Raw genomic sequence first — 18,722 nt, forward strand, 5'->3', positions numbered from 1 at the left:
AGAAATGGTCGGGTCCCGTCTCGGGACCCGACCATTCCTGCTCACGAAGCGCGCGTGCGCTCGCGTGAACGCAGGTGCGCGTGCGCGCTACGGCTCGTAGCGCTCGACCTTCGTGACCTCGACGGCGATCTCCTTGCCGTTCGGTGCCGTGTAGGTGGCCTTGTCGCCGGCGCGCAGGCCGACGATGGCGGCGCCGACCGGGCTGACCGGGCTGTAGACGGTGAGGGCCGAGCCCTCGGCGACGATCTCGCGGTTGCCGACCAGGAACGTCGACTCGTCGCCGGCGATGACCGCGGTGACGACCGTGCCGGGCTCGACGGTGCCGTCGAAGACCGCTTCGCTCACGGTGGCGTGCTTGAGGAGCTCGGTGAGCTGTCGGATGCGGGCCTCGATCTTGCCCTGCTCGTCCTTGGCGGCGTGGTAGCCGCCGTTCTCCTTGAGGTCGCCCTCTTCGCGAGCGGCTTCGATGCGGTTCGCGATCTCCTGACGTGCCGGCCCGGACAGCTGCGCGAGCTCGGCGGTGAGGCGATCGTGCGCCTCCTGGGTCAGCCAGGTGACCTGCGTGTCGTTGCTCATCGTGATTCCCTTCAGCAAAGAACAAGACCGGCCGGAGTGGCCGGTCTTGTCCGCGAATCAGGGCAGTCTAGGGAACCCAGCAGTCGTGGATCAAGCCGGTGACGCCGCGGGACACCGTGTTCACAGGAGTGTTGACGCTCCGGGTGCGCTGATCCGACGCTGTGATCCGGATCTCCTTCCACCCGACGATCGTGAACGACTTGTCGAGGACCTGGACGGCGCACTTCGCTGCGGTGCCCGGGTCGAGGGAGACCTGACTGTGCACGACGGTCTCGTGATCGGACACGACCTGGTAGCCGACGTCGTCGGTGTCGAGGCCGTGGCTCGTCTGCCCGGGACCCGCCCAGATGACCCAGACGAGGAACACCAGCGCGACGGCGGCAGCGGCGACGATGCCGATGAAGCGCGTCCGACGTGCGCGGCCGGGGGTGCGGCCGTAGCGGTCGTCCAGCGTCGCGGTGGTGCCGGCGGACGGCTGAGGTGCCGATGGGTGCTGCGGTTCGGACAGTTCGGGGCTCCCGGGGTGATTATCCTGATCCCAGGGTAGTTCACGCCTGGCTGTGTGCTGCCCGCGCTCGTCCCCGCACCTGCGCTCGATCCACACCCCGTCTCACCCGCAGTGAGGAAGTCCTGTGCCGTACCGCCTGATGGCCGTCCACGCCCACCCCGACGACGAGTCGAGCAAGGGAGCGGCGACGGCGGCGAAGTACGCGGCCGAGGGCAACGACGTCCTCGTGGTCTCCTGCACCGGGGGCGAGGCCGGAGACATCCTCAACGAGCACCTCGGTGAACCCGCCACCAGCCGGGCGCACCGTGACATGGCCGGGTACCGCCGCACCGAGATGGCGGCGGCGCAGGCAGCACTCGGCATCGACCACGTGTGGCTCGGCTACCACGACTCGGGTCTGCCGGACGCCGAGAAGGGCGAGACGGTGCGACCGGGGACGTTCTCCACCGTGCCGCTGGAGTACTCGACCGAGGCACTCGTCCGCGTGATCCGCCGGTTCCGCCCGCACGTGCTCGTCACCTACGACGAGAACGGCGGCTACCCGCACCCCGACCACATCCGCACCCACGAGGTCTCCGTCGCCGCCTGGCGTGACGCCGCCGACCCGACGAAGTACCCGGACGCCGGGCCCGCCTGGTCGGTCTCGAAGCTCTACTACGAGCGCACGATGAACCCCCGCCGCTTCCGCGCGTTCTACGACGCCCTGCGCGAGCGGGACCCGGAGAGCCCGCTCGTGGAGCAGCTCCGCGAGTGGGTCGAACGGTTCGCCGACCGGCCCGACCTGGCCACCAGCCACGTCGACGTGCACGAGTACTTCGACGCGCGCGACGCGGCCCTCCGCGCCCACGCCAGCCAGGTGCCGCCGGACAGCCCCTTCTTCTACTGGCCGAACGACCTCCTCGCGACGGTGTGGCCGACCGAGGACTACCAGCTCGTCGAGGCCCGTGTGCCCACCGAGCTCCCCGAGTCCGACCTGTTCGCGGGGATCCCTGTCGACAAGGACACGAACGCGTGAGCACCATCGCGGCAGTACTCGCCGCCACCCCCAGCCCGAGCCCGACCTCGACCGTCCCCGACGTGGACGTGACGCCCGGCGTCGCGGGCTTCATCGCGATCGCGCTCGTCGCCGTCGTGACGATCCTGCTCGTCATCGACATGACCCGGCGCATCCGCCGCACCCGCTACCGCTCCGAGATCCGGGAGCGCCTGGAGGCCGAGGCGAACGGCACGGCGCCGGACGGCCACGGCGACGGAGTCGGGGGCAGGGTCGGCGACGGGGTCGCCACGGACGAGCCGAACCGGCGCGCTGCCGAGGACGGCCGAGCCGACGTCGGCGACGACACCGAGCGCGGCTGACACGACCACACCGCGCGGCGGGGCTGCATCGCGCTGCGGGGGCGAAATCGCTCGTAGTGGGCGGAATCGCGCGTAGGAAGCGGAATCGCTCGTAGGAGGCAGGAATTTCCTGCTCACCATGCGCGGAAGCGCTTCCTACTGCACGCGTGATGGGCAGGAACGCGCACCGTGATGGGCAGGAACGCGCGGGTGTGCGTGCGCGCAGTCAGCGCACGGGGTGCAGCGCCACGAGCAGGACGCCGGCCCACTGCGCGGCGAAGGCCACGACCGTGAGCGCGTGGAAGACCTCGTGGAACCCGAACAGCGTCGGTGACGGGTTCGGCCGCTTGAAGGCGTAGACCAGCGCACCGACGATGTACGCCACGCCGCCGGACAGGATGAGCACGGTCATCGGCACGCTCGCGGCGAAGAACTGCGGCAGCAGCCCGAGCGCCGCGCACCCGAGCACGAGGTAGATCGGCACGTACAGCCACCGCGGTGCGCCGATCCAGAGCACCCGGAATGCGATGCCGAGCGCTGCGCCGGACCACATCACCCACAGCACCACGACCATGAGCGTGTGCGGCAGGGCGCAGATCGCGACGGGCGTGTAGGTACCGGCGATGAGCAGCAGGATGTTCGTGTGGTCGATGCGCTTCAGGACCCGCTTCACCGTCGGTCCCCACGGGAAGCGGTGGTAGGTCGCCGAGACGCCGAACATCGCGAGCGACGTCGCCATGAACACCGCACTGCCGACCTTCGCCGCCGGGGAGCCGGCGAGGGAGATGAGCACGATGCCCATCGCGACGGCGAACGGGAACGCCCCGAGGTGGATCCAGCCGCGCCAGGCGGGACGCGTCTCGGGCGGGGTGCTCGTGGCCTCTTCGGTGAAGGGGACGTGGGGGAGTGTCCCGGTGTCGTGCTCGGCGTGCATGGTCCGACCGTATGGGCAGATGCCGAACGAATGCCGAGGGTGCTTCCGAGGCCGTGTGCACTATGTTCGACGCGTGAGCGGCAAGGTCGGGTGGGCAGGACGAGGGATTCTCTACCGCGCCTACCAGAGCCGCATCCGCCGCCAGATCGACGACGCGGTCAAGCCGAAGCACGTCGCCATGATCGTGGACGGCAACCGTCGCTGGGCGAAGCAGCTCGGCCTCGAGTCCGCCGCCCACGGACACCGCGCCGGCGCCGCGAAGATCCCCGAGTTCCTGACGTGGTGCGACGACCTCGGGATCGAGGTCGTGACGCTCTACCTGTTGTCGTCCGACAACCTCACGGGCCGCGGTGGCGAGGAGCTCGAGCAGCTCGTCGGCATCATCGCCGACCTGGCCGGCACCCTCGCCGACCACCGGGACTGGCGGGTGCAGCACGTCGGCGCGAACGAAGGGCTCCCCGCGGCACTCGTGGCCGCGCTCGAGCAGGCCGAGCAGCGCACGGCCGACCACACGGGGCTGCACGTCAACCTCGCGGTCGGGTACGGCGGTCGGCGCGAGATCGCGGACGCCATGCGCAGCATCGTGCGGGCGCACGGCGAGGGCGGCGGGACGCTCGACACCCTGGCCGAGGTCCTCACGCCGGAGCTCATCGGCGACCACCTGTACACGCAGGGGCAGCCCGACCCGGACCTCGTGATCCGGACCTCGGGCGAGCAGCGGCTGTCCGACTTCATGCTGTGGCAGAGCGCGCACAGCGAGTTCTACTTCGTCGAGGCGTTCTACCCCGACCTGCGCGAGGTCGACTTCCTCCGCGCGGTGCGTGACTTCGGGCTGCGGTCCCGTCGCTTCGGCGGCTGAGACAGCGCAGCGCGCAGCGCGCAGCGCGCAGCGCGCAGCGCGCAGCGCGGCCCCCGGTGCGCAGTCGCCGGGCACGCGGGCCGCGCGCCGCGCGGTGCGCACAACGGTCTGGGTTCGCTCGGTCTCGGGCATCCCAGTAGACTCACAGGGTTTTCGTCCCACGGAAGGTTGCCCCTGTGAACATCGCCGAGTACGCCGACGGCTTCGCCGAAGAGCCCGGCTACCTCGACCACGCCGCGTTCGGCCCCGTGCAGACCGCGGTCCTCGAGGAACAGCGCGTCCTCGGGACGATCCAGGAGCACATGCGCTTCGGCGCCATGGAGACGCTCGACGAGCAGGACGTCCGCGTCCGCACCGTCGCCGCACGACTCGTCGGCCGCCGCGAGGACCAGGTCGTCTCGCAGACCGCCACCACGCCCGGCCTGCTGCACACCGCGTTCGGCCTGACCGGCGGGGTGCTCGTCTCCGCCGACGAGTACCCGTCGCTGCCCCTCGCCCTCGCCAGCGCCGCCTCGGCCACCGGCGGTCGCGTGCAGCCGGTCGTCATCGAGTCCGGTGCCGGATGGGTGACGCCCGCGCTCATCGAGTCGCGCCTGACCGACGACGTCACCGCGGTCGCCGTGTCCCTCGTCGACTGGCAGACGGGCTACCTCGCCGACCTCGCCGGCATCCGCGAGGTCATCGGCGACCGCCTCCTCATCGTCGACGCGATCCAGGGCTTCGGCGTCGTGGACGCCCCGTACGAGGTCGCCGACGTCGTCGCGACCGGCGGACAGAAGTGGCTGCACGCCGGATGGGGCACCGGGTTCACCGCCTTCAGTGACCGTGCCCTGAACCGTCTCCGCCCGGCACTGTCCGGCCCGCACGGCACGACCGGGTGGCCCACTGAGGTCCCCTCCGTCCGCCCCGGGGCCGCCGGCTTCCAGATGACGCGCACCGACCCGGTCGCGCAGGCCCGGATGGCCGTGTCCCTCGACCGGCTCACCGCCGTCGGCGTCGCCGCCGTGCAGGAGCGCGTCACCGACCGGGTCGAGCGGGTCTTCGACATCGCCGACGAGTTCGGGCTGTCGGTGGAGTCGAGCCGTGACCCGCGCGAGCGCGCCGGCATCGTCGTCCTCCGTCCGCCGCAGGGGCGCCTCACGGCGCTGTCGGCCGCGTTCCACAACCACGGGGTCACCGCGACGACGCGGCTCGGCGTCGCGCGCGTGTCGGTGTTCGCCTCCACGACGGACGAGACGCTGGACATGTTCCGCGACGCCTGCCTGTCGTACGCGACGATGCAGTAGAGCGGCTCCGTCTTCGGACTGGAGGCGCGGTGCGGGCCCGCACCGCGCCTCCAGTCCGTCTCCTGGTCACGTTGTTCACGTGACCGTAACGCGCGGAACCGCGTGTCGGTGGCGACGTGTCGGAGGTCGGACGTAGCTTGGCCCCATCGGGCACCGCGCCCGATCGAAGCGGCCACAGTCGGTGCTTCGGGACCGCTCCAGTGGCCGCGTTCGAGGACATGGACCGGGCCGATCGCGGCCCGGGGATGGAGTGGGTCGTGACCTCTCAGAACGTCTCTCGCGGAACGCAGCACCAGCACACCGCGGACTCGTCCACATCGGTCGCCCAGCGCACGTACGTGCTCGACACCTCGGTGCTCCTCAGCGATCCGCGGGCACTGTTCCGCTTCGCGGAGCACGCGGTCGTCCTGCCCGTCGTGGTCGTCAGCGAGCTGGAGTCCAAGCGCAACGACCCGGAGATCGGGTACTTCGCCCGGCAGGCGCTCCGGCTGCTCGACGAACTGCGGATCGAACACGAACGGCTCGACTTCCCGATCGCGATCGGCGACGGCGGGTCGTTCCGGGTCGAGCTGAACCACTCCAACCAGTCCGTGCTCCCCTCCGGGCTGCAGCTCGGGGACAACGACTCGCGGATCCTGGCGGTCGCGTCGAACCTCAAGAACGACGGACTCGACGTCGTCGTCGTCTCGAAGGACCTACCGCTCCGCGTGAAGGCGTCGTCGATCGGCATGGCGGCGGAGGAGTACCGCGCCGAACTCGCCGTCGACAGCGGCTACACCGGTGTCGCCGAACTCCAGGTGTCCGGTGAGCAGATGTCCGACCTCTACGAGAAGGAGGAGATCCGCACCGCCTCGCTCGAGGGGATCCCGGTGAACACCGGCGTCGTGATCCACTCGGAACGCGGGTCGGCGCTCGGCCGGGTGATCTCCGGGGGATCCGTGGCCCTCGTCCGCGGCGACCGCGAGGTCTTCGGCCTCCGCGGCCGCTCCGCCGAACAGCGGCTCGCCATTGACGCGCTGCTCGACCCGGAGATCGGCATCGTGTCCCTCGGCGGCAGCGCAGGCACGGGCAAGTCGGCGCTCGCGCTCTGCGCCGGGCTCGAGGCCGTGCTCGAACGACAGCAGCACAAGAAGATCATGGTGTTCCGCCCGCTGTACGCCGTGGGCGGCCAGGAGCTCGGCTTCCTGCCGGGTGACGCCAGCGAGAAGATGAACCCGTGGGCGCAGGCGGTCTACGACACGCTCGGCGCCCTGGTGTCGGAGAACGTCCTCGACGAGGTCGTCGAGCGGGGAATGCTCGAGGTGCTCCCGCTGACGCACATCCGTGGCCGTTCGCTGCACGACGCGTTCGTGATCGTGGACGAGGCGCAGTCGCTCGAGCGCAACGTGCTGCTCACGATGCTCTCCCGCATCGGGCAGAACTCCCGCGTGGTGCTCACGCACGACGTCGCCCAGCGCGACAACCTCCGGGTGGGGCGGCACGACGGGGTCGCGTCGGTCATCGAGCGGCTCAAGGGCCACCCGCTGTTCGCGCACGTGACGCTGACCCGGTCGGAGCGCTCGGCGATCGCGGCGCTCGTCACCGAGATGCTGGACTCGCCCGACCTCGTGTAGAGCGCTGCGCGGTCGTTCGCGCTGCGGTCCCGCTGCGGTCGCGCTGCGGTCGTTCGCTCGCGCTGCGGTCCCGCTGCACAACGAAAGTCACCCCGAGCCGTGTGTTTTCGCGGCTCGGGGTGACTTCGGTTGTGCGAGGGGCCGGCGTCAGTTCGGGTGCGTCATGCTGAGGACGTCGAGGGCGCTGTCGAGCTGCTCCTCGGTGACCTCGCCGCGCTCGACGTGGCCGAGTGCGATCACGGCCTCGCGCACAGTGAGCCCCTCGGCGACGGCGAACTTCGCGACCTTCGCCGCGGCCTCGTAGCCGATGACGCGGTTGAGCGGCGTGACGATCGACGGCGACGACTCGGCGAAGGACCGTGCCCGGTCGAGGTTCGCCTCGAGCCCGTCGATGGTCTTGTCGGCCAGCACCCGCGAGCTGTTCGCGAGCAGGCGGATCGACTCGAGGAGCGCGGTGCCCATGACGGGGATCGCGACGTTCAGCTCGAACGCGCCGGACGCACCGGCCCACGCGATGGTGGCGTCGTTGCCGATCACCCGGGCGGCGACCATGAGCGTGGCCTCGGGGATCACCGGGTTGACCTTGCCCGGCATGATCGACGAGCCCGGCTGCAGGTCGGGGATGTGCAGTTCGCCGAGACCCGTGTTCGGCCCGGAGCCCATCCAGCGGAGGTCGTTGTTGATCTTCGTCAGGCTGACCGCGATGACCCTGAGGGCGCCGGACGCCTCGACGAGGGCGTCACGCGCACCCTGCGCCTCGAAGTGGTCGAGCGCCTCGGTGATCGGCAGGCCGGTGTCCGTGGCGAGCTGGGCGATCACGCGCTGCGGGAAGCCCTTCGGTGTGTTGATGCCGGTGCCGACCGCGGTGCCACCGAGCGGGACCTCGGCCACGCGGGGGAGCGTCGCGTTCACGCGCTCGATGCCGAGCCGGACCTGGCGCGCGTACCCGCCGAACTCCTGCCCGAGGGTGACCGGGGTGGCGTCCATGAGGTGCGTGCGGCCGGACTTCACCGCGTCGGCCCACAGCGTGGCCTTCGCCTCGAGCGACTCGGCGAGGTGCTCGAGTGCGGGGACGAGCGTGCGGATGAGTGCTTCGGTCACGGCGACGTGCACCGACGTCGGGAACACGTCGTTGGAGGACTGCGAGGCGTTCACGTGGTCGTTCGGGTGCACCGCGGTACCGGCGATGTCCGACGCGAGCGTCGCGAGGACCTCGTTCATGTTCATGTTCGACGAGGTGCCGCTGCCGGTCTGGTACACGTCGACCGGGAACTGGTCGTGGTGCTCCCCGGCGATGATCGCGTCCGCCGCCTTCGCCACGGCGTCCGCCAGCGCCGGCTCGACGATGCCGAGCTCGCCGTTGACGATCGCCGCCGCCCGCTTGATGCGGGCGAGGGCCACGATCTGCGCCGACTCGAGCCCGCTGCCCGAGATCGGGAAGTTCTCCACCGCCCGCTGCGTCTGGGCGCGGTAGAGCGCCGACTTCGGCACCCGGACCTCGCCCATCGTGTCGTGCTCGATGCGGTAGTCGCCGTCGGTCGCGGTGCTCGGGGTGGTGTCGGTCACGTCGTCGTGGTCCTTCCTGGGGTGTTCGCCGGCCGCGGTCGCGCCGGCTGGTGTGGTGTCCCGGTGGCGGGGTGGCCGCTGGTGTCCGGGACGGTCGTCGTGTCGGTCGGTCAGGCCTGGCCCACGACGGTGTCGATGGCGACCTCGCCCGTGGAGAGGTCGTAGGTCGCGCCGACGACGGCCAATCTACCCTCGGCGATCGCGTGGGAGACTGCGCCGGAGCGTTCGATCACCTGGCGCAGGGTGGCCTCGAGGTGTGCGGCCCCGACCGATTCCTGCGGCACATCGGCGTGGACGGCGCGGACGCGCTCGACGCTCGGGGCGATGGCGTCCACGAGGGCCTGCAGGTGCGGGGCGGGGACGGGCTCGCCGGAGCGTGCGGCCGCGACGGCACCACACCGGGTGTGGCGGAGCACGACGACGAGGGGGGTGCCGAGCGCCACCACGGCGAACTCGATCGACCCGAGCACGACGTCGTCGACGATCTGACCGGCGTTCCGGATGGCGAAGAGGTCACCGATGCCGGCGTCGAAGACGTGCTCGAACGGCACGCGCGAGTCGGAGCAGCCGAGGACGGTCGCGAACGGCGCCTGCGAGCCCGTCAGCTCGGTGCGGCGGTCGGGGTCGATCCGGCCGGTGCGGCGCTTGTCCGAGGCGAACCGTGCGTTGCCCTCGACGAGCAGACGGAGGGCGTCGGACGGGGTGAAGGCGGCGCGGTCGGGCATGGGACTCCTGGAGGCTGATCGGGGCGGGTCGAGCGTGATCGGGTCGGTGGGGGTGCTCGTCAGCTCGTGAACTGCTTGCTGACCGCCGTCGCGACCGTGCGGAACGACGACGCGTTCGCGGTGCCGGACAGGACGACGGTGCTCGTGCCGAACGTGGACACGAGCGAGTACGCCTGGTTGCCGGCGTCGTCACCCTCGGCACGGCGGTCGTACACGGTCCACTTCGTGCCGGCGATCGTGCGCGTGCCGGTGGCCGCGTGCTGGTCGAGCTGGTTCGAGACCCAGGTGTCGTTCGCCTTGATGCCCTGCTGCAGCCCGATGTACTGCTTGTCGGGGGTGATCAGGCCGACGGTCCAGACGCTCACGCCGTCGCTCGTCTTGTCCTTGTAGTCGGCACGGTTCGACGAGTACCCCTCGGGCAGGGCGGGTGCGGCGAGCGTGACGCCCGGCACCTTCGCCTGCGACGCCACCTGGCGGTAGTCCACCGCTCGGTCGACGACCGTCGTGTCGGGTCGGACGACGACCGCGACGAGGAACAGCACGATGCCGAGCGAGGCGATCAGCGCGATGACGAGGTTGAACGCCGTCTGGTGCTGCCGCCGAGCCGTGCGAGCGGCGTCCTTCCGGGCCCAGGTTTCCTCTGCCGTTTCGGGACGACCGAGTTCGGCGACGATCGGCCGGCCGTCGGGGTCGGTCATCGGGGTGCGCCGTCCTCGGACTCGGAGGCGGCACGGGCGGCGTCGAGCCGTGCGCGTGCGCCGACGAGCCACTCTTCGCACCGGGCGGCCAGTGCTTCGCCGCGCTCCCACAGCGACAGGGAGCGTTCGAGCGTCGCGGAGCCCTGCTCGAGCTCGGCGACGACGCGCACGAGTTCGTCGCGCGCGGCCTCGTAGCTCAGTGACCGGACGTCGGACTGCTCGGGTTCCTGCTGGGATGACACCCCTCGATCCTACCGAGCGGCCACCGACGTGCGGGCACACCGGGGAACCTGTGCAGAACCGGGCGCCGCGTAGGGTCGCGTGCATGACGGACCTGCCCGCCGGTGCGACCTGGTACCCGGCCCCGACGACCCCGGCCCCGACGGCCCCGATCACGACGACCCTGGCCCCGACGGCCCCGACGGCCCCGACGGCCCCGACCCCCGACCGGCCGTCCCTCGCCCTCGTCCTGCCCGGCGGCGGCTACCGGCACCACGCCCCGCACGAGGGCGAGGGCTACGCCCGCTGGCTGAACACCCTCGGGATCTCCGCCGTCGTCTTCACCTACCCGGTCGCACCGCACCGCCACCCGGAGGCGGTGGTGGCGACCAGGACGCTCCTCCGTGACCTGCGTACCGGGGTCCACACGGGCCTCCCGTCCGACCCACGCGTCCTGCTGATCGGGTCGTCGGCGGGCGGCCACCTCGCCACCCTCGTCTCCAACGCGCCGACGCCGGACGAACGTGCGGTGTCGGACGTCGACGACCGGCCCGACGCGACCCTCCTCTGCTACCCGGTGGTCTCGATGACCGACCACCCGCACCGGGGGAGCGTCGACAGTCTGCTGGGCAAGGGGTCGACGGTGTGGGCGCAGTCCGCACTCGACGGCGAGGAGCTCGTCGACGACCGCACACCACCGACCTTCGTGTGGCACACGGCGGAGGACGCCGTCGTCCACGTGACGCACTCCCTCGCGTACGGACGGGCGCTCGCGCGGCACCTGGTGCCGTTCGAACTGCACGTCTTCGAGCGGGGCGAGCACGGCATCGGCCTCGCCGAGGGGGCCGGCACGGCGGCCGCCTGGCCCGGCGCAGCCGAGCGCTGGCTGCGCGAACGCGGCTGGTGAGCCGCGGGCCGCAGTGTCAGGCCCGGCCGGACCCGGTCGGGCCCGGCCGGACCCGGCCGGACCCCGGCCGACCCGGCGGGGGCCCGCCGGGTCCGGCTTCACGCCCCGTCTGGCCCCGGCCCGTCCGGCTCGAGCGTCCCCGTCGCCGTCCCCGCTCCGAGCGTGACGTGCACGGGCGTCGCACCGACCAGGTCCTCCGAGCTGCGCACGACCCCGCCGTCCGTCGTCTGCACGATGGCGTACCCGCGGCGCAGCGTGTCCCGCGGCGACAGCGACCGCAGCCGGGCGGTGAGGTGCCCGACGTCGGCGTGGGATCGCTCGAGCCGCCGGTCGAGCATCTCCCGGGCGCGTGAGAGGTCCCGCGCCACCTCTTCGGCGCGGGTGTCGACGAGCCACGCGGTGGACGCGAGGGCGGGCCGGGAACGCAGCGCGGCGATCCGGTCGGCCTCGACCGAGAGCATGTGGGACAGCCGGAGCCCGAGTCGTGCCCGCGCGGCGCGGACGTTCGCGAGTTCCTCGGCGACGTCGGGGACCACCCGCTTCGCCGCGTCGGTCGGGGTCGAGGCGCGGAGGTCGGCGACCTCGTCGAGGATCGGCCGGTCCGCCTCGTGCCCGATCGCCGACACGATCGGCGTGGCCGAACCCGCCGCGGCACGGACGAGTCCCTCGTCGCTGAAGCCGAGCAGGTTCTGGAAGTCGCCACCGCCGCGCGCGACGATGATGACGTCGACGTCCGGGTCGGCATCGAGCTCGAGGATGGCGGCGGTGACCTCGGCGACGGTCCGTTCACCCTGCACGGCCGTGTGGATCGTCCGGAACTCGACCTGCGGCCAGCGCAGTTGCGCGTTCCGCTTGACGTCCTTCTCGGCGTCGGAGTCCTTGCCGGTGATGAGTCCGATCCGGTGCGGCAGGAACGGCAGGCGCTTCTTGCGGGCCGGGTCGAACAGGCCTTCGTCGGCGAGGGTCCGCCGCAGCCGCTCGAGCCGTTCCAACAGGTCGCCGAGGCCGACGTGCTTCATCTCGACGACCTGCATCGTCAGCGAGCCGCCCTTGACCCAGTAGTTCGGCTTGACCGCAGCGACGACGCGGTCGCCCTGCTTGATGTCCGCGGGCACCCGGGTGCGGACGCTCGACCAGATCGAGAACGACACCGTGGCGTCGACCTCGACGTCCTTGAGCTTGCCGTAGACGTTGCCGCCTGCGACGTTCCACTGGGTGATCTCGCCCTCGACCCAGGCGGTGCCGAGCCGGTCGATCCAGTCCCGCAGCTTCGCGCCGAGCAGCGCGACGGGCCACGGGTTGTCGGCCGTCGGTGGTCCCTGTTCGATCGCCATGGTGCTCCTCCTGCTGGTGCCGTCCAATCCTGCCGGAAACCAGCGACACCGGCCCGCGCGCACGCCCAGCCGCCGTGCGATCTGCTCACCTATCATCGGGGACGTGACGATCACCAACGGCCACACGGTCCCGCTCGCCCCGCCGCGGGTCCTCGCGGCGCGCGGCCGCCTGCGGGACGAGCCGGTCGCGGGCACGAAGAAGGTCCTGCTCGCAGCCCCTCGCGGCTACTGCGCCGGCGTCGACCGTGCGGTCGTGGCCGTCGAGAAGGCGCTCGAGCAGTACGGCGAACCGGTCTACGTCCGCAAGCAGATCGTCCACAACGTCCACGTCGTGTCGACGCTCGAGCAGCGGGGCGCGGTGTTCGTCGACGACGTCGCCGAGGTCCCGCGCGGCTCCCACGTGGTCTTCAGCGCGCACGGCGTCTCGCCGGCGGTGGTGGCCGGGGCAGCCGACCGTGACTTGCACGCCATCGATGCCACCTGCCCGCTCGTCACGAAGGTCCACCGCGAGGCCACCCGCTTCGCGAAGGCCGAGCGCACCATCATCCTCATCGGACACACCGGTCACGAGGAGGTCGAGGGCACGATGGGCCACGCGCCCGACCGCACGATCCTGGTGAACGGGCCGGAGGACGTCGCCGCCCTCGAGGTACCGGACCCGGACAACCTGGTCTGGCTGTCGCAGACCACGCTGAGCGTCGACGAGACGATGGAGACCGTCAGGCTGCTGCGCGAGAAGTTCCCCACGATCGAGAACCCGCCCTCGGACGACATCTGCTACGCCACCCAGAACCGTCAGGTCGCGATCAAGAAGGTCGCCCCCGCCGCCGATCTGGTGATCGTCGTCGGCTCCGCGAACTCGTCGAACAGCGTCCGCCTGGTCGAGGTCGCCCTCGAGCACGGTGCCCGTGCGGCCCACCGTGTCGACTACGCGTCCGAGATCGAGCAGGAGTGGCTCGACGGCGTCCGCACCGTCGGTGTGACGAGCGGGGCATCCGTGCCCGAGGCGCTCGTGACCGAGGTGCTCGAGCAGCTCGCCGACGCCGGCTACGGCACGGTGGAGGAAGTGGTCACCGCCCACGAGGACCTCATGTTCTCCCTCCCCAAGGAACTCCGCACCGACGCGTCCGGCAACCCGACGCGTGGGCTCGGCGGGCGCCACCGATGAGCGGCGAGCGCACGGATGCCCCCGACGGCTGGTCCTCGGTGCCGGCCCGCGAGCCGGGTCACGTCCCCGACCAGACGGACGGCCGGGAGGCGCGGCACACCCCCGCCACGTCGGCTGACGGTCCGGCCTCCGGCCGCGTCCAGGGCCGCCCCGCACCCCGGTACGGCGAGTACGCCCCGGAGGGCTGGGTCAACCCGGTGCTCGTGGAGCAGGAGCGTCTCGAGCAGGAGGAACGGTCGCGTTCGCTCCGGCAGCAGGCGGCCCAGGATGCCGTCCGCGACCGCAGGAACGGACCGGGTTCCGGTGCAGCGGCCGGCCGTGGGACGGGTGGCGCGGGCGCCGGCCCCGACGGTCCGACCGCCGGTTCGGGTGCGTCGACGGACCGGCGCGCTCCGGCCGCGGGTCGTTTCGGCGCCTCGCCCCTCGACTTCGTGCTGACGGTGGGCTTCCTCGCCGTCGGACTCTGGACGGTCCTCGAGTCCCTGTCCGTGGGGACGACGGCCTCGACGATCCGCACGGTCGTCGAGCAGCAGTACACCGACCTGTCGAACCCGGCGGCGCTGTCGTCGGCCGTGCTCGTGCGGGCGGTGGTGCTCGTCGTGGTGTTCGTGCTCGTCGCCTGGTGGTCGCTCCGTCGGCTCCGGTCGCGGCGCTGGACGTTCTGGGTCCCGCTCGTCGGCGGGATCGCGGCGACCGTGCTCGGCATGGTCCCCGTGATGGTCGTCCTCTTCCAGGACCCGCACTTCGCCGCGTACCTGCAGCGGATGGCCGGCGGCTAACCGAGGACGCTGCGCATCCGCTCGAGCACGCGGTCCAGGTGCTCGCTCAGTGGTGCGCTCCTGTGGTCGGAGTCGTCGGAGTCGTCGGCGATCCAGGCCTCGAGCGCGGTCTGGAACCACTCCACGCTCAGGCCGCCGAGCACCCGTGCGGTCAGCGGGTCCTGCCCCCGGTCGCGGAAGCCCTGATCGATCGCATCGCGGAGGTCCGCCTGCTTCTTGAGGTCCCGCTCCAGAAGTGCGGGTTCGGCGACGATGACCCGCCGGGCCGCACGGAGTCGGTCACGGTGCGGTTCGAAGCGTTCGGCGGCGAGGGTCCGGAGGCCGTTCGACACGAGCGTCAGCGGCGGGACCCCGGCGGGCGTGGCCGCGAGGATGTGCCGCGCGATCGCAGGGATCTCGTCGTCGCCGAAGAACACCTCGCGCTTGTCGCTGAAGTGCCGGAAGAACGTCCGCTTCGTGAGGCCGGCGCGGGCGACGACGTCATCCACGGTGGTCGCACCGAACCCCTGCTCGTCGAAGAGCTCGAGCGCAGCGCTCCGCAGTCGTTCCCGGGTGTCGGGCGCCCATCTCGCCATGGCTCCAGCATAAGTGATGACACCGGGTGTCGTCACGCGCTACGGTGAAGACACTCCGTGTCATCACCTCCGCAGAAGGGCACATCCGTGTCACAGCACTCCGCCGCCGTCCTCCGCGCGTCCCGGGCCCCGCTCGTCGTCGAGTCCGTGCCCACACCGACACCACGTGCCGACGAAGTCGCCGTCCGCGTCCGTGCCGTCGCCGTCAACCCGGTCGACTGGGTTGTCCAGGGCACCGGCTCCGTGACCTACCGGTGGCTCCGGTACCCGGCCGTCCTCGGCTCCGACGTGGCGGGCGAGGTGGTCGCCGTCGGCTCGGACGTGACCCGGTTCCACGTCGGCGACCGCGTGTTCGGCCTGGCGACCGGCACCGACCGTGGTCGAGACGCGATGCGCGAAGGGGCGTTCCAGGAGTGCACGGTGCTGCTCGAACGGCTCACGGCACCCACGCCGAGCGGCCTGTCCGACAGCGAGGCCGCCGTGCTGCCCCTCGGCGCCTCCACCGCGGCCTGCGCGCTCTTCCAGCCCGCGCACCTCGGACTGACGACGCCCGGCAGGGACCAGGCGCTGCCGGCGGACGGCCGCGGCGTGGTCGTGGTCTGGGGCGGATCGACGAGCGTCGGCATGAACGCCGTGCAGCTCGCGCGTGCGGCAGGCTACGACGTGGTCAGCACCGCGTCGCCCCGCAACGCCGACCTGGTCCGGTCGCTCGGGGCCGAGGTCGTGGTCGACCACCACGACGAGCACGCCGTCGACCACCTGGTCGCGGGCATCGCCGGACGTCGGGTCGTCGGCGCCGTCGCGCTCGGGACGACGTCTGCCCGGTCCTGCATCGAGGTGCTGCGGCGAACGGGCGGCACGGTCCTCGCGCTGGCGAGCACCCCGGTCTCGCTCGACGGTCTCGCCGGACGCCGACGACTCTTCCCCGCGATGCTCCCCGTCTTCGGCCGCATCGGCCTCACCATGGCCGGGCTGATGACCCGTGCCCGCCGGAGCGGCATCCGGGCAGCCTTCGTGTGGGGGAGCAGCCTCCGCGACGACGAGGTCGGTCGCCGGCTCTGGGCGGAGGTCCTGCCCCGCGGGCTCGCCGACGGCACGCTCCGGGCCGTGCCGGAACCGCTGCACGTCGGCTCGGGTCTCGGTGCGGTGCAGGGAGCGCTCGACCGGCAGCGCGCCGGGGTCTCGGCGCAGAAGGTCGTCGTGACCCTCTAGGAAGCGGTCGTCGTGCCGACCTCGGACGCGAGGAACGCGGCCACGGCACCGTGCAGGGCCGCGAGGTCGTCGACGTGCACGAGCTCGCGGATCGAGTGCATCGACAGCAGCCCGACGCCGATGTCGATCGTCGGGATGCCGAGCCGGGTCGCCGCGATGGGTCCGATCGTCGAGCCGCCCGGGATCGTGTTCACGTTCACGAACGGCTGCCACGGCACGCCCGCGGTCTCGCACGCCGCGGCCCACACCGCCTCGCCCTTCGCCTCGGTCATGTAGCGCTGGTTGGCGCTGATCTTGAGGAGCGGGCCGCCTCCGGGGCGCGGACGGTTCGTCGGGTCGTGCTTCTCGGGCTGGTTCGGGTGCACCAGGTGGCCGGCGTCGCTCGACAGCAGCCACGAGGCGCGGAACGCGCGCGCGGCATCGGAGCGGGTGGCGCCGAGGCACTCCTGCACGCGGCCGAGCACGTCCTCGAGGAACGGCCCACCCGCACCGGACGGCGTCGACGAACCGATCTCCTCGTGGTCGAAGGCCGCGAACACCGGGATGTGGTCGGCGTCCGCCGGCGCGTCGACGATCCCGCGGAGACCGGCGTGCACGCTCGTCAGGTTGTCCATTCGGCCCGACGCCAGGAACTCGCGGTCGATGCCGATCCGGACCGGCGCCTGCGTGTCCGCGAGGAACAGATCCCACGACACCGCACCCTCGCCGAGCCGGGCGAGCAGCCATTCCACAACGGAGGTCCCACCGGCATCGCCGTCGACGCCGACGATCGGCAGGGTGTGCCGCTGCCGGTCGATCTCCTTGCCGTCGTTGACGCCGCGGTCGAGGTGGATCGCCAGGTTCGGGATCCGGGCGACGGCGTCCGTCGAGACCAGGCGGACGGTGCCGTCGGCGTCGACGACCCGGCCGGCGATCCGGAGGTCGCGGTCGAACCACGTCGACAGGAGTGCGCCGCCGTAGACCTCGACGTTCAGCTGCTCCCAGCCGCCGGTCCGGACGCCCGGGTTCGGCTTGATCCGGAAACCGGGGGAGTCGGTGTGCGCGCCGAGGATGCGGAACGGGGTCGTCGGCGTCGCACCGTCCGGCAGTCGCCACGCGATGACCGCCCCGTCACGGACGACGACGTAGGCACCCGCCTCGGTGGGCCAGGCGTCGAGCTCGGAGAGCTCGGTGAACGCCGCGGCGACGAGCCGGTCCCGGGAGGCCGCGGCCGCGTGGAACGCGGTGGGGGACTCGGTGACGAACTGGGCGAACTCGGAGGCGATGGCGTCGACGGTCACGCGTCCATCGTGGCACGGAGCGCGTCCGTGGGACGCGCCCCGTGCCTCCAGGCTGTGGACCGGAGTCAGCCCTGGGTGTGACCGGCCGAGCCGAGCACCTTCGCTGCCTCGCCGACGCGAGCCGCCATGGCGGACTCGGCGACCTTGCCCCAGGCGCGGGGGTCGTACTGCTTCTTGTTGCCGACCTCGCCGTCGATCTTCAGCACGCCCTCGTAGTTCCGGAACATCGAGTCGGCGATCGAGCGCGTGAACGCGTACTGCGTGTCCGTGTCGATGTTCATCTTGATGACGCCGTTGCGGACGGCCTCGTGGATCTCGGAGTCGGTCGAACCGGAGCCACCGTGGAAGACGAGGTCGAGCGGGTTCTCGCCGGTGCCGTGCTTCGCGGCGACCGCGGCCTGGATCTCGCCGAGGAGCTCGGGGCGCAGCTTGACGTTGCCGGGCTTGTAGACGCCGTGCACGTTGCCGAACGTGAGTGCGGCGATCCAGCGGCCCTGGTCACCGAGGCCGAGCGCGTCGACGACCTTCTCGACGTCGTTCGGGGTCGTGTAGAGCGCGTCGTTGGTGCCCTCGTGCTCGACACCGTCCTCTTCGCCGCCGACCACGCCGATCTCGACTTCGAGGATCGCGTTGATGTTCCGCGTCTTCGCGATCATCGTCTTGGCGATCTCGATGTTCTCGTCGAGCGGCACGGCCGAACCGTCCCACATGTGCGACTGGAAGATCGGGTTGCGACCGGCGCGGACCTCTTCCTCGCTCGCCGCGATGAGCGGCAGGACGAAGCCGTCGAGGGCGTCCTTCGGGCAGTGGTCGGTGTGCAGCGCGACGGTGATGTCGTAGTTCTTCGCGACCTCGTGCGCGAACTTCGCCATCGCGAGGGCGCCCGCGGCGCGGTTCTTCACGGTCTGGCCGGCGAAGTAGTCGGCACCACCCGTGGTGACCTGGAGGATCCCGTCCGACCCGGCCTCGGCGAGGCCCTGGAGGACCGCGTTGATCGTCTGGGACGAGGACACGTTCACGGCGGGGTACGCGAACTTGCCGGCCTTCGCTCGTTCGATCATCTCGGCGTACTGTTCCGGCGTTGCGATGGGCACTGTGATCTCCTTCGACGTGGTGGTGTCCGCTCCGATCGTAGTCAGACGCACTGG

At 71.6% G+C, this 18,722-nt stretch carries 20 protein-coding genes; 9 read left to right on the top strand and 11 right to left on the bottom strand.

The annotated features are described in order from the left end of the window. Positions 1 to 87: 87 nt before the first annotated feature. A complete protein-coding gene (gene greA / locus DEJ28_RS04310; protein WP_111116400.1) occupies positions 88 to 576 on the bottom strand; it encodes a transcription elongation factor GreA in 489 nt (162 codons plus the stop codon). Positions 577 to 643: 67 nt separating this feature from the next. Further along, complete coding sequence (locus DEJ28_RS04315) at positions 644 to 1,180, bottom strand: DUF4307 domain-containing protein (RefSeq protein WP_111116401.1); 537 nt, start codon at positions 1,178 to 1,180, stop codon at positions 644 to 646. A 28-nt stretch (positions 1,181 to 1,208) separates the two neighbouring features. On the opposite strand from DEJ28_RS04315, the gene mca reads away from it, so the two are divergent. Together mca and DEJ28_RS04325 are read left to right on the top strand one after the other, a co-directional pair. After that, entirely contained in the window at positions 1,209 to 2,099 is an 891-nt protein-coding gene (gene mca / locus DEJ28_RS04320; RefSeq protein ID WP_111116402.1) for a mycothiol conjugate amidase Mca, read from the top strand. Continuing rightward, a complete protein-coding gene (locus DEJ28_RS04325; RefSeq protein WP_111116403.1) occupies positions 2,096 to 2,440 on the top strand; it encodes a hypothetical protein in 345 nt (114 codons plus the stop codon). Before mca ends, DEJ28_RS04325 begins: the two co-directional genes overlap by 4 nt. 205 nt (positions 2,441 to 2,645) lie before the next feature. On the opposite strand, the gene trhA is transcribed toward DEJ28_RS04325, so the two are convergent. After that, positions 2,646 to 3,353 (bottom strand): PAQR family membrane homeostasis protein TrhA, encoded by a 708-nt coding sequence (gene trhA / locus DEJ28_RS04330; protein ID WP_111116404.1) that lies wholly within the window; start codon positions 3,351 to 3,353, stop codon positions 2,646 to 2,648. A gap of 73 nt (positions 3,354 to 3,426) precedes the next feature. Between trhA and DEJ28_RS04335 the strand changes: the two genes are divergently transcribed. The 3 genes from DEJ28_RS04335 (at position 3,427) to phoH2 (ending at position 7,111) form a co-directional block, all read left to right on the top strand. Further along, positions 3,427 to 4,212 (top strand): isoprenyl transferase, encoded by a 786-nt coding sequence (locus DEJ28_RS04335; RefSeq protein ID WP_111116405.1) that lies wholly within the window; start codon positions 3,427 to 3,429, stop codon positions 4,210 to 4,212. A 176-nt stretch (positions 4,213 to 4,388) separates the two neighbouring features. Beyond that, positions 4,389 to 5,498 carry an aminotransferase class V-fold PLP-dependent enzyme gene (locus DEJ28_RS04340; protein ID WP_111116406.1) on the top strand — a complete coding sequence of 370 codons (1,110 nt, stop codon included), beginning with the start codon at positions 4,389 to 4,391 and terminating at the stop codon, positions 5,496 to 5,498. A 245-nt stretch (positions 5,499 to 5,743) separates the two neighbouring features. Beyond that, a complete protein-coding gene (phoH2, locus tag DEJ28_RS04345) occupies positions 5,744 to 7,111 on the top strand; it encodes an RNA 5'-3' helicase PhoH2 (protein WP_258368135.1) in 1,368 nt (455 codons plus the stop codon). A 147-nt stretch (positions 7,112 to 7,258) separates the two neighbouring features. Here the strand turns inward: phoH2 and DEJ28_RS04350 are convergent, their stop codons facing one another. The 4 genes from DEJ28_RS04350 to DEJ28_RS04365 form a co-directional block, all read right to left on the bottom strand. Then, positions 7,259 to 8,677: a class II fumarate hydratase gene (locus DEJ28_RS04350; RefSeq protein ID WP_111116407.1), complete on the bottom strand. Its 1,419-nt coding sequence runs from the start codon at positions 8,675 to 8,677 to the stop codon at positions 7,259 to 7,261. A 110-nt stretch (positions 8,678 to 8,787) separates the two neighbouring features. Beyond that, positions 8,788 to 9,402 (bottom strand): carbonic anhydrase, encoded by a 615-nt coding sequence (locus DEJ28_RS04355; RefSeq protein ID WP_111116408.1) that lies wholly within the window; start codon positions 9,400 to 9,402, stop codon positions 8,788 to 8,790. A 59-nt stretch (positions 9,403 to 9,461) separates the two neighbouring features. Beyond that, positions 9,462 to 10,100 (bottom strand): DUF4245 domain-containing protein, encoded by a 639-nt coding sequence (locus DEJ28_RS04360; RefSeq protein ID WP_111116409.1) that lies wholly within the window; start codon positions 10,098 to 10,100, stop codon positions 9,462 to 9,464. Further along, a complete protein-coding gene (locus DEJ28_RS04365) occupies positions 10,097 to 10,342 on the bottom strand; it encodes an exodeoxyribonuclease VII small subunit (RefSeq protein WP_111116410.1) in 246 nt (81 codons plus the stop codon). Before DEJ28_RS04365 ends, DEJ28_RS04360 begins: the two co-directional genes overlap by 4 nt. 83 nt (positions 10,343 to 10,425) lie before the next feature. Here DEJ28_RS04365 and DEJ28_RS04370 point away from each other — a divergent pair, with 83 nt between their 5' ends. After that, entirely contained in the window at positions 10,426 to 11,226 is an 801-nt protein-coding gene (locus DEJ28_RS04370; protein ID WP_284180771.1) for an alpha/beta hydrolase, read from the top strand. 98 nt (positions 11,227 to 11,324) lie between these two features. Here DEJ28_RS04370 and xseA read toward each other — a convergent pair whose 3' ends face one another. Beyond that, positions 11,325 to 12,560, bottom strand: coding sequence for an exodeoxyribonuclease VII large subunit (gene xseA / locus DEJ28_RS04375; protein ID WP_111116008.1), 1,236 nt, complete (start codon positions 12,558 to 12,560; stop codon positions 11,325 to 11,327). A gap of 103 nt (positions 12,561 to 12,663) precedes the next feature. Between xseA and DEJ28_RS04380 the strand changes: the two genes are divergently transcribed. After that, positions 12,664 to 13,728, top strand: a complete 1,065-nt coding sequence (locus tag DEJ28_RS04380) for a 4-hydroxy-3-methylbut-2-enyl diphosphate reductase (RefSeq protein ID WP_502866943.1) — start codon at positions 12,664 to 12,666, stop codon at positions 13,726 to 13,728. After that, complete coding sequence (locus tag DEJ28_RS04385; RefSeq protein ID WP_111116009.1) at positions 13,725 to 14,507, top strand: DUF6264 family protein; 783 nt, start codon at positions 13,725 to 13,727, stop codon at positions 14,505 to 14,507. Before DEJ28_RS04380 ends, DEJ28_RS04385 begins: the two co-directional genes overlap by 4 nt. Here DEJ28_RS04385 and DEJ28_RS04390 read toward each other — a convergent pair. Next, positions 14,504 to 15,082 carry a TetR/AcrR family transcriptional regulator gene (locus DEJ28_RS04390; RefSeq protein ID WP_111116010.1) on the bottom strand — a complete coding sequence of 193 codons (579 nt, stop codon included), beginning with the start codon at positions 15,080 to 15,082 and terminating at the stop codon, positions 14,504 to 14,506. The genes DEJ28_RS04385 and DEJ28_RS04390 overlap by 4 nt on opposite strands. Positions 15,083 to 15,169: 87 nt before the next feature. Here DEJ28_RS04390 and DEJ28_RS04395 point away from each other — a divergent pair, with 87 nt between their 5' ends. Further along, entirely contained in the window at positions 15,170 to 16,294 is a 1,125-nt protein-coding gene (locus DEJ28_RS04395; RefSeq protein WP_111116011.1) for a zinc-binding alcohol dehydrogenase family protein, read from the top strand. Here the strand turns inward: DEJ28_RS04395 and DEJ28_RS04400 are convergent. Both DEJ28_RS04400 and fbaA read right to left on the bottom strand, forming a co-directional pair. Further along, complete coding sequence (locus DEJ28_RS04400) at positions 16,291 to 17,574, bottom strand: M18 family aminopeptidase (RefSeq protein ID WP_111116012.1); 1,284 nt, start codon at positions 17,572 to 17,574, stop codon at positions 16,291 to 16,293. The genes DEJ28_RS04395 and DEJ28_RS04400 overlap by 4 nt on opposite strands. Positions 17,575 to 17,639: 65 nt before the next feature. After that, positions 17,640 to 18,668: a class II fructose-bisphosphate aldolase gene (fbaA, locus tag DEJ28_RS04405; protein WP_111116104.1), complete on the bottom strand. Its 1,029-nt coding sequence runs from the start codon at positions 18,666 to 18,668 to the stop codon at positions 17,640 to 17,642. Positions 18,669 to 18,722 lie beyond the last annotated feature (54 nt).

It is taken from the genome of Curtobacterium sp. MCPF17_002 (assembly GCF_003234115.2).
Taxonomy (GTDB): Bacteria; Actinomycetota; Actinomycetes; order Actinomycetales; family Microbacteriaceae; genus Curtobacterium.

What these genes read in the sequence shown, in the direction of transcription:
- greA (WP_111116400.1), bottom strand. Translation starts at nt 576, where the DNA reads ATGAGCAACGACACGCAGGTCACCTGGCTGACCCAGGAGGCGCACGAT.
- trhA (WP_111116404.1), bottom strand. Translation starts at nt 3,353, where the DNA reads ATGCACGCCGAGCACGACACCGGGACACTCCCCCACGTCCCCTTCACC.
- phoH2 (WP_258368135.1), top strand. Translation starts at nt 5,744, where the DNA reads ATGGAGTGGGTCGTGACCTCTCAGAACGTCTCTCGCGGAACGCAGCAC.
- DEJ28_RS04355 (WP_111116408.1), bottom strand. Translation starts at nt 9,402, where the DNA reads ATGCCCGACCGCGCCGCCTTCACCCCGTCCGACGCCCTCCGTCTGCTC.
- DEJ28_RS04360 (WP_111116409.1), bottom strand. Translation starts at nt 10,100, where the DNA reads ATGACCGACCCCGACGGCCGGCCGATCGTCGCCGAACTCGGTCGTCCC.
- DEJ28_RS04370 (WP_284180771.1), top strand. Translation starts at nt 10,426, where the DNA reads ATGACGGACCTGCCCGCCGGTGCGACCTGGTACCCGGCCCCGACGACC.
- xseA (WP_111116008.1), bottom strand. Translation starts at nt 12,560, where the DNA reads ATGGCGATCGAACAGGGACCACCGACGGCCGACAACCCGTGGCCCGTC.
- DEJ28_RS04385 (WP_111116009.1), top strand. Translation starts at nt 13,725, where the DNA reads ATGAGCGGCGAGCGCACGGATGCCCCCGACGGCTGGTCCTCGGTGCCG.
- DEJ28_RS04390 (WP_111116010.1), bottom strand. Translation starts at nt 15,082, where the DNA reads ATGGCGAGATGGGCGCCCGACACCCGGGAACGACTGCGGAGCGCTGCG.